General features: G+C 38.9%; 9 protein-coding genes and 1 pseudogene. 6 read left to right on the top strand and 4 right to left on the bottom strand.

The window, feature by feature from the left end:
• Positions 1 to 259: 259 nt before the first annotated feature.
• On the top strand, positions 260 to 1510 hold the full coding sequence (locus H5162_RS17035; protein WP_182779094.1) for an AAA family ATPase: 1251 nt from the start codon (positions 260 to 262) through the stop codon (positions 1508 to 1510).
• Positions 1511 to 1512: 2 nt separating this feature from the next.
• A complete protein-coding gene (locus H5162_RS17030; RefSeq protein WP_182779092.1) occupies positions 1513 to 2202 on the top strand; it encodes an HNH endonuclease in 690 nt (229 codons plus the stop codon).
• Positions 2203 to 2521: 319 nt separating this feature from the next.
• Here H5162_RS17030 and H5162_RS17025 read toward each other — a convergent pair whose 3' ends face one another.
• Together H5162_RS17025 and H5162_RS17020 are read right to left on the bottom strand one after the other, a co-directional pair.
• Positions 2522 to 3352: a S1 RNA-binding domain-containing protein gene (locus H5162_RS17025; RefSeq protein ID WP_182719011.1), complete on the bottom strand. Its 831-nt coding sequence runs from the start codon at positions 3350 to 3352 to the stop codon at positions 2522 to 2524.
• Positions 3353 to 3354: 2 nt separating this feature from the next.
• A complete protein-coding gene (locus H5162_RS17020; RefSeq protein ID WP_145233234.1) occupies positions 3355 to 4683 on the bottom strand; it encodes a DEAD/DEAH box helicase in 1329 nt (442 codons plus the stop codon).
• Between the two features lie 215 nt (positions 4684 to 4898).
• On the opposite strand from H5162_RS17020, the gene H5162_RS17015 reads away from it, so the two are divergent.
• Entirely contained in the window at positions 4899 to 5906 is a 1008-nt protein-coding gene (locus tag H5162_RS17015) for a rhodanese-related sulfurtransferase (RefSeq protein ID WP_145233236.1), read from the top strand.
• A gap of 237 nt (positions 5907 to 6143) precedes the next feature.
• Positions 6144 to 6371: a chorismate mutase gene (locus tag H5162_RS17010; RefSeq protein WP_182779076.1), complete on the top strand. Its 228-nt coding sequence runs from the start codon at positions 6144 to 6146 to the stop codon at positions 6369 to 6371.
• A 254-nt stretch (positions 6372 to 6625) separates the two neighbouring features.
• Here the strand turns inward: H5162_RS17010 and H5162_RS17005 are convergent, their stop codons facing one another.
• Entirely contained in the window at positions 6626 to 7693 is a 1068-nt protein-coding gene (locus tag H5162_RS17005) for a linear amide C-N hydrolase (RefSeq protein ID WP_182759314.1), read from the bottom strand.
• Between the two features lie 296 nt (positions 7694 to 7989).
• On the opposite strand from H5162_RS17005, the pseudogene H5162_RS21525 reads away from it, so the two are divergent.
• A pseudogene (locus tag H5162_RS21525) lies at positions 7990 to 8093 on the top strand (transposase); the annotation flags it as partial.
• Between the two features lie 95 nt (positions 8094 to 8188).
• On the opposite strand, the gene H5162_RS17000 reads toward H5162_RS21525, so the two are convergent.
• Complete coding sequence (locus tag H5162_RS17000) at positions 8189 to 8530, bottom strand: hypothetical protein (protein WP_149982479.1); 342 nt, start codon at positions 8528 to 8530, stop codon at positions 8189 to 8191.
• Between the two features lie 410 nt (positions 8531 to 8940).
• Here H5162_RS17000 and H5162_RS16995 point away from each other — a divergent pair, with 410 nt between their 5' ends.
• A complete protein-coding gene (locus H5162_RS16995; RefSeq protein ID WP_182730593.1) occupies positions 8941 to 9957 on the top strand; it encodes an efflux RND transporter periplasmic adaptor subunit in 1017 nt (338 codons plus the stop codon).
• Positions 9958 to 9959: the final 2 nt, after the last annotated feature.

Below are 9959 nucleotides of genomic sequence, written 5' to 3'. Positions count from 1 at the left end.
CTAAGAACTAAGAGCAAAGTATTTACTTTGCTCTTTTTGTTTCTGGGTATACAAACTTAATAACTTGGCGATGAATAGGCTGGAATATGCAGTGAGCGGACATTCAAGCGTAACTCGTTTCTGCCCCGAAATACGTTAGAGTCTTAGAACTATCGAATCCACCAGTCTTCACTTTCTTATAATTTTTCTAATGTATCGCCTTCTATCAGAGCAATAAAAGAAGTAGAATTGCATTAGATTCCTTAAAAAAATGAAAAGCATGGAAGATTATAATTCGATTCAATTGATTGATACGATAATTCCTAACTCAAACAAACACGTAACAATCGATCTTAAAGGCAAAAACCTTATCATTACTGGTGGCAATGGTTGTGGTAAAACCCGCCTCCTAAGACAAATCCACGACAACATTTCTGCCCAAGTCGAGCAATTAAATCATAAAACCGCAGACCAAATTAGGGAGGACATAAGGAATCGTGAACAATGGCTGATAAACTCTAGTCCGACGAATTCTAATTTTCATCAATATAAGCAGCAAATAATTGAATTAAAACTAAAACTTGCTGATATCGATAAGGTGAAAGTAATACTTGGGAAAGTAGAAACATACTGCACCGATTTCAACGAAAAAAAAGCACTACTTCGTTTTTTTCCTGCCGTCAGAGAACAATCTCTTGCTCATTCTGGCTCAAATGACAGTCTTGCTCGCTTAAAGCAAGACGACGAGCGTAATTCTCTTGCTAAAGACTCAAGTTCTCAATTTGAACGCTACCTAGTTGCTTTCTACAACTACGGTAGTCACCTATTAGCACGTGTTGACGATAAAGCACAAGGTGCAAAAGTGGATGAATGGTTCGATAATGTAGCAAGTCAATTACAATACCTATTTGAAGATGAAAGCCTCAAGTTGGTTTATAACGCTGAAGAGCAGTCTTTCTACATTAAACAGGATGGTAAAGATCCATACAAATTCGACAAACTATCATCAGGCTATCAATCAATTCTTAGCATCTACGCTGATCTTTTGATGAAAGTAGAATTGAAAGAAGTTAGTGCTAAAGAACTATCTGGTGTTGTCTTCATTGATGAGATTGACGCTCACCTTCACGTATCACTTCAAAGAAAGATTTTCTCTTTCTTTGACCAAGCATTCCCTAAAGTTCAATTCATCGTTACTACTCACTCACCTTTCGTAGTCCAATCAGTGAGTAACTCGGTCATCTATGATTTGAGTGCTAATGAGCAGCTAGAAGACCTTTCGATGTATTCATACGAATCGATTCTAAAAGGCTTATTGGGTGTTGAAAGCAAATCTAGCATTCTGGATGGATTAATCGAAGAGCTAGCGGCACAAATTCAAGTTAATAAACCTGATTGGGGAACGATTTGTGATCTTGTTCGTAGAATTAAACCAAATGAACGTAACTTAGATACGCATTCGAGCAATGTTTTAAAGCAAGCCGAGATAATGATCATAGATCAGCGGGCTCAAAATGAAATGGAGGAGTAACGTTGTTCAAAGTTATCCGCCCATTAGAAGAACCTGTTGAACTGAAGACCAAAGGATACAATAGTGAGAAAATTGTTAACACCCTTTGGGAAATGTGCTATCGCAAATGCTATCTCTGCGAAACATTGAACCCTGATGCTCCTGAAATCGAACACAAGGAACCTCATGAAAACAAAGATGAAGACCTTAAAGTAGATTGGAAAAATCTGTTCTATTCGTGTCGCAGATGTAACAGTATCAAAGGAGTGAAGCACAAGAATATTCTCGATGTTGCGCAAGTTGATCCGATAACTAAAATCATCTGGAATATGGCTCCATCCAACTACTCAGACGTAACGTTTGAAAAGGTGGACAAGCAATGCAAAGACAAAGCCGTTGAAGACACGATAAAACTCCTTGATCGTTGTTTTAACGAAACTGGCACTGCTTTCCGTGGAATTACCCGAGAAGCACTTATCGAAAAGATTGAAATTAAGTTACAGCACTTCTTAAAGCAAGCCTATAAAATCCGTCATGAAGACTCTGACGAAGATGATATTGAAAAAGCGAGAAAGCAACTTAAAGTAATGCTCCAAAATAGGTATCCATATTCAGCTTTCTGGCGTTGGCGTTTCTTGAGGGATCCTGTACTGATGAGAGAGCACTCAGATCTACTATCTGAATATGCAAAGCTGAGTCCTTGTAAAAAGTAAATTAAGGAGCCGATGGCTCCTTAATTTCTCACCACGCTACAAGTTAGCCTTTTTAGCGTGGTGAGTAATTGCCAAGGCTTACTGGCTCCAATTAGAGGCAAGATTCAATATTGGTAGTAATGCTGAGTTTTCCAAAATTGAAGTAATCTACTAAAAGCTAACTTAGCAAAAACGGGTTTGTCTGACCGTCCGCTCCTCGCTCATAGTTGCCATTGGAGCTTATAAAAACAAAAAAGAGTAAAGCTTTCACTTTACTCTTTTCTTTATCATTTTAAATTGACCGCTGACCGCTGACCGCTGACCGCTGACCGCTGACCGCTTACTTAAGCCTAATAGCCTTAGCTTCAATATCAATTAGGCCTTGCTTAAATAAACCGCCAATGGCTTTTTTATAATTAGCTTTACTGGTTGAGAAAACTTTTTTAATTGTCTCAGGATCCGATTTATCACCTAAAGCAATAACACCGCCTTCGGATTTTAATCTATCCATTATTTTCTCACCCAAGTCACTTACTTTTGCCATACCTGGTTTTTCAAGAATAACGTCAATTTTTCCGTCTTCACGTACTTTTTGAATAAATCCAGTTAAGCGTTGGCCAACAAACATGTTTTTAAACACCATGTTGTAAAATATAACGCCGTAATGTGCTTCTTCTATTAATACTTTATAGCCAATATCGGTTTTGCCAGCGACAATTAATTGTACTTCTTGCAGCGGCGCGTACTCAGGCTCCGTTTTATTGATAAAACGATTAAAGTTATTTGATGCACAAATACGGCCACTGGCGTTATCTAAATACAAACGTACTAAATAAGAATAGCCTTCTTGCATTCTTGGCTTTTGTTCGTTGAACGGTGCCAGTACATCTTTATCAAGCCCCCAATCTAAAAAAGCGCCAATGCTGTTGATTTCTTTAACACGAAGTAGGGCGTATTCACCTACTTGAGCTAACGGCTTTTTAGTTGTTGCAGTGGCGAGATTAGCATTATCTAAAAAGATAAATACGCTGACACTGTCGCCAGCTTCTAGCTCATGTTTAATTTCACTGCTTGGTAAAAAAACTTCACCCAGATCATGACCATCAAGGTACGCGCCTTCGTTACTTACTTCGTTAACGAATAGGGTTTGGGTGGTTCCAAGGTAACTCATAATTATTCCTGTTCTGGCTTTTTACGACGGCGCATTGGTGCATCACCATCAATATTAAGAGGGGCTTTGATTGGCGCTTGTGGCTTTTTAGGTTTTGCTTTGCGTTTAGTCACAGCTTTTACTTTAGGCTTTACATTTTCTTGTGCTTTAGCCCATGTTGCATCAGGTTTTGGTTCTCGTAAACCTTTAAACTTACCTTTTAACCCTGCAACGGTATGAAACTCAAGTTCATCATTTAAGAATGATTTAATTGCTTTATAGCTTAACCAATCTTTAGGACCGACCAGTGAAATAGCGGTGCCTTTAAAGCCAGCTCGACCAGTTCTACCAATACGATGCACATACTCTTCGGCGTGTTTAGGTAAATCAAAATTGATTACATGAGTTACGCTCAGTAAATCAAGACCACGAGAGGCAACATCGGTGGTTATTAAAATTTTAAAGTTTTCACGGCTAAAGCCGTCCATGATATCTAAACGTTTATTTTGGGCTAAATCACCTGCTAATGCTTGGGCTTTAAAACCTTTAGCATTAAGTGATTCGCTTAAACGGCTGGTATCTGTACGAGTCGCTGTAAATATAATGCATTGCCCGACCTCGTCTTGCTTTAAAAAATGCTCAAGCAGCGCTTCTTTATGATCAAGGTGATCTGCTAAATATAAGCTTTGTTTAATATCTGAATGTTGTTCGTTAGCCGCACTAAGGGTAATTTGTTTTGGCTTTTTCAGTAAATTACGTGATAACGCATCGACTTGTGCATGATCCAGTGTCGCTGAAAACAATAATGTTTGGCGCAGGCGATGATCAGCTTGCTCGTTGATCATCTTTAACTGTGCAGTAAAACCTAAATCTAAAATACGGTCAGCTTCATCAAAAATAAGTAACTCAAGGCCACTTAGCTGTAATGAACGCTGAGTTAAGTGATCGGCTAAACGACCCGGTGTAGCAATAACAAATTGCGGGTCGTTACGCAGTGCTTTAATTTGATCATTAAAGTTTTCACCGCCTAATATTTTCACCGCTTTAATATTAGTACCTGCAATTAGCAGGCGAAGTTGGGTAAATACTTGGGTCGCCAGTTCACGAGTAGGCGCCACAATAAGCACACGAGGATCACGTTTACTGAGCGCCTTTTGTTTCATAACCCGTTGAACAGCAGGTAATAAAAATGCCAAGGTTTTGCCCGACCCAGTTTTAGACTGGGCGAAAATGTCATGGCCTGCCAGTGCGGTGGGCACTGCATGGGCCTGAATATCAGTGGGCTGGGTGATCCCTTGATGCGCTAATTGTGTTTCAAGGCGAGTATCAATCCCAAGATCAGTAAAATGCAAAGTGTGTTTCTCCAAAATGAGCAATTTGTTTGGGTATAAATAATTTCGCTATTATAGCGCAGTCCCGAGTGCGGCTAACAGTAAAAAGCCAATTATCACTGCTTTTTTTGCATTTAATTAGAAAAAGCGTAAAATACGCGCCCTCAATATGTATTATGCGCCGGATTTACGATTCGGTTACCGCCAATAACGGCTAAAGCAAAATAGGAATCACCATGACTGCTGTCCATAAAGACAATGTAACCAGCGAGCACTTTGTTGTATGTGCACTTTATAAGTTTGTTTCTTTACCTGAATACGAAGCCCTACGCCAACCATTGTTAGATGTGATGGAAGCCAATGAAGTACGTGGTACTTTATTAATTGCCGCAGAAGGTATCAACGGCACAGTTTCTGCAAAACGTGAAGGCATTGACAACCTTTTAAGCTGGTTAGATAGCCAACCAAACCTTGATAACATTGTTAGCAAAGAATCATTTGATGATGAATGCCCGTTTTACCGTACTAAGGTAAAACTAAAAAAAGAAATCGTCACAATGGGTGTTGAAGGGATTGATCCGCTGAAAGTGGTTGGTAGTTATGTAAAACCACAAGATTGGAATGCATTGATTTCAGATCCTGAGGTTATTTTAGTTGATACCCGTAACGATTATGAAATCGAAATTGGTACTTTTCAAAACGCAGTAGACCCAAATACTAAAACATTCCGCGAGTTTCCGCAGTGGGCGAAAGAAAACCTCGATCCGAGCAAACATAAAAAAGTAGCTATGTTTTGTACTGGTGGTATTCGCTGTGAAAAATCAACTGCTTACATGAAAGAGCAAGGTTTTGAAGATGTGTACCATCTTGAAGGCGGCATTTTAAAATACCTAGAAGAAGTGCCAAAAGAAGAAACCATGTGGGAAGGTGAGTGCTTTGTATTTGATAATCGCGTAGCAGTCGATCACGACTTGCAAAAAGGCTCATACGATCAATGTCATGCGTGTCGTATGCCAATCACTGAAGACGAAAAACTCAAACCAGAGTACATGGAAGGTGTCTCGTGTCATCATTGTATTGATGATGTCACCGATGAACAACGTGAACGATTTGCTGAGCGTCAAAAGCAAATTGAATTAGCGCAAGCTCGTGGCGAAGGCCATATTGGCAACGAAGCACAAGCCGTTTTACAAAAGCGTAAAGAGGCTAAAAAAGCGCAAAAAGACGCACAGCGCAAAAAGTAATTTAGTAGAGCTATTACTACCGTTTTATAAAGCCTCAGCATTGTCTGGGGCTTTTTTAATGGTAATCAAGATTGAATAAATTTAATCCTTAGGGTTTTATTGCACAATAACAGTCCCCTAATTCACAAGGTAAGATATTATGTTTCGAATCATCTTGACCTTTGCTGCTCTCATCTAATTTTTGTGCTGCAAGTACAGCACAAGAGCTTTTTCAACAATAAACTGCGCTTGAGTTACATGGAGGATGTTGCGCTTTATAAGAGTAATAATAACCAAGCTATTAAAGATAAAGAGCGCGAGCTATTTATTATTAACAATGCAAGTTTGTCAGCAGAAAAACAAGGCTTAAACAAAGAAAGTGTCATCGCGTTTTTTCGTGCCCAAATATCTGCAGCTAAGGCTATACAATACAGATACCGCGCCGACTTGCTTAGTAAACCAACGGATAAAGAGCCTGAAATTTAGATACTGTTTCCGGCCTGCACTGATAAAATTTCATCACTGTTGCCAAAAGCGGCATTGACCTAGCTTTTAGAGTTTTTCAGCAACAGTGGGGGATATATAAGTAATTGGATACGTTTAAGATCTAAACGATATATGAGCAACACGAACTTCTGAATAGTTATAAACTTTAGTTCGCTGTTTACTAGGTTTTAAACTTGCTATATTAAGTCCACAACTAATATCGACCATTGCGGACTTACACTGTAAACTAATTTTTAATATGGATTACTATCTAACCCTTTAAATTTAAAGGGTTTTGATTTAATAAAATAAGAACTGGATTCCCCAGCATAAGTCTGGTTTTTATCTAATGGCAACTTCATGACATCTGCATTTTTTTCAAAGTTCACTTTATTAAAGTCTACCCAAACAACATTTGGAGTAAGCGCATTTTCAAAGTAGTAAATTAAATTCCCCTGATCAGCAACAACTCTCCAGCGAGTGTTAGATAAGTGAGGTTGCCCCTCGATTGCAATTCCATAAGGAACTGAAACATTACGGACAACGCTAAACACACTTGCGGCTGCGATTTTAGGGTCACTAGTTTGTGGTAATACGCTCAAGTAATAAGATGCTCGAACAAAACGATCGGCGGCTTTACCAGTACCTGGGAGAAAGTCTTGACCAGAGACCGTATCCCAATAGCTCTTTATAGCAAGTTGTTGTTCATATACAGGGTCATTAGTCATCACTTTATATGAACGATCATGATGTATTTTTAATTTGCCACTTATGTACTCAAAAATAGCACTATCTCCGCTTGCATCAGATAATGATAAGTGAACTGTCGTGAACTTATCGGTATCAGGAATAAAGTCTGATACAACTGCAAACTTTTCTTGTTCGAAAAACTTTACCGCCTCATCAACAGTTGCGAAATTATCTAGCGCGTACTGTGCCCAAGCTGCAATAGTAAGACCTGGACGCTCACCATCATAATCAAATTTGGGATATTCAGATGCTACCAACCATAATAGGTTTGCAACTAGTCCTTTTTCATTCATTCCGTCAGGTGCTGCAATATCCCATGAGCTTGCGACTACGCTTCCATACTTTGAACGCCATCTAATTGAGTTAGGCCCAACCTCACCATTACGCTCAATCCCCTTGGGGAAAATCCATAAATTTGCAGGGATATTAATAGAAAAATCCATACTTCTACCGGTCAACACCGTGTTATCTGGGCCATGATAAACAAGGCGAGTACACGCATTAACTTTTGCGTTTAGTAGCATAGTAGAAATCAGAAAAATTTTAGTAGTCGTTGCAATAAATTTTTTCATATCTAGGACCCTTTTTTAAATTATGTCTCAGTCTGCACAAAGTACCGCAAATGTTATGCAAATAAACCTTTCTTGCACCTAGGCTGTATCTGGAATAAGACATTAGTTCACAAAAGATAAAACCACATCATTTGATGACCAATACAAACTTTAAATTTTAGCTCATTTTTTCTATGTTATTAGTGAGATTGGAATTTATTTATATTTTTAAAAGGAAAAAGTAAACACGCACTCTAAAGTATGTATTTTCCATATTATTAATTTTTAATTAGTCCAAAATACAAATTGGTTGATACATGGCAATTGCAAGGAAACGTCAAATAAATTGTGTGGATACGGTTATTACCATTGCGTATCCCGTGGCGTGCGTCGTGCATTTTTATGTGGTGAGTATCTTTTTTAGGTAAATAATTGTGATAGGTGTCATCTTAAGTTCTAAATAAGCGTGTTAACACGGTGATGTTTTTATTAAATCACCATGTATACATGCTAACTTTAGATTAATGTTTTTAAATGCGCTTCGGCGGCATTGGTGAGCTGTTCAGGTGTCATGTCTTTAGCGTTATCTACAGCAATAGTGCATTGCTCTAGTGTGTACACATCTTTTTTATACATAAAAATCAGCGGCTCACAACCGTCCTCTTTAGCTTTTGCTGATGTCCAATAAACGGCTGAAAATTCAACATTGCCATGTTCGTAAGACTCAACGCTAACTTCTCCGCTGTGATCGAATTGTAGTTGCTTAGAAAGCTGTTCACTGATGTTAATAAGGTTGACCAAAAATACGGCTTCTTGGTGTGTAATACCATGTATATCGGTAAATTTTTGCTTAAACATAATTGTCCTTTTAAATATAAACTAGCAGAGTGGACCCTAATAAAAACTATTGTTGCATACTATACCTGTTTGCCCACTTACTCAAAAGTACTTAGCAATAAACTAGATATTTTTGACCACTTTCAGGGTTTATTAACCCGTAAATTCAACAATTTTTAGTTCTAAAAGCTCAAACTACCATTATGAGTAAATTTAAGACAATACCTTATTCTGACCAATTAGGCTGTTTATGTATAGGGTATTTATAGCTAGTTAGCCTCTTAGCATTAAATACACTGCCCTAGTTACTTTCCCCTATAAAGGTATTTCAACGTATTGTTTTGACAGTTAATCGAACTAGACTTTTTATTGATCAAAACACTGTTACACTGCGTACCATAATGGAAATAATAATTAATTAGGTGATCTTTTTGAAATTACGAGTTCTTTTAGTCAGTGTTTTTATTACTTGTTCAGCGGTAATGCCATCGGCATTTGCTGCTAACGTAATTGTTGAACCTGTTGCGATGGAACGTGCAAAAGAGCAAGTTCAAGCGGTTGGTAATGCCGAAGCGATTCGCTCTGTTATCCTCTATCCTGCAGTGGGGGATAAAGTCACGGCTGTGCATTTTAAACCCGGTGATCAGGTAACCGCAGGAGCTATTTTATTAGAGCTCGATTCGCGCAGACAAAAAGCGGCGCTTAATGAAGCGAAAATAAAACTTGCAGATAGTGAACGAATACAAACACGTTTACAGCAAAGTCATGCTAAAGGCGCGGTGCCAAAAAGCGATCTAGATGATGCAAAAACCGTGTATGAGTTAGCTATGGTTGCGGTGACTAAAGCCGAAACCGAATTAGAAGATCGCCAAGTACGAGCACCTTTTAGTGGCACCATGGGGTTAACGGATGTCGAAGTTGGCGATCGAATTACCACTCAAACAGCCATCGCCAGTATTGATGATACTCGTTCGTTATACATTAATTTTAATGCACCAGAGTCAGCTATTACAATGCTTAGAACTAGCGGTAATGTGACTGTGATGCCGTGGCAAGGAAGCGATGCGATAAATGCGCAAGTCGCTTATCTTGACTCACGCATTGATCCACAAACACGTACGCTGCGTGTCAAAGCAAAACTGGATAATGCACAAGCACAATTTTTACCGGGTATGAGTTTTAGAGTACATATTGAGGTATTAGGGCAGAGTTTAGCTGCAGTGCCTGAAGCTGCGCTTTTATGGGGGGCAACTGGCCCCTATGTATGGAAAAGTGTTGAGCAAAAGGCAACTCGCGTTGATGTTAAAATTCAGCAACGTTTAGCGGGTCGTTTGCTCGTATCTGGGCCTTTAAACGAAGGCGATATTTTGGTAGTTGAAGGCGTACAACGTTTACGCCCAGCGCAAGAGCTTAATTATATCAAGCCGCTTGCAGCAGCGCAGGAGTAGGT

The organism is Pseudoalteromonas sp. SR41-8 (assembly GCF_014163915.1).
Classification (GTDB): domain Bacteria; phylum Pseudomonadota; class Gammaproteobacteria; order Enterobacterales; family Alteromonadaceae; genus Pseudoalteromonas; species Pseudoalteromonas rhizosphaerae.
This window is presented reverse-complemented; position numbering and strand designations above follow the sequence as displayed.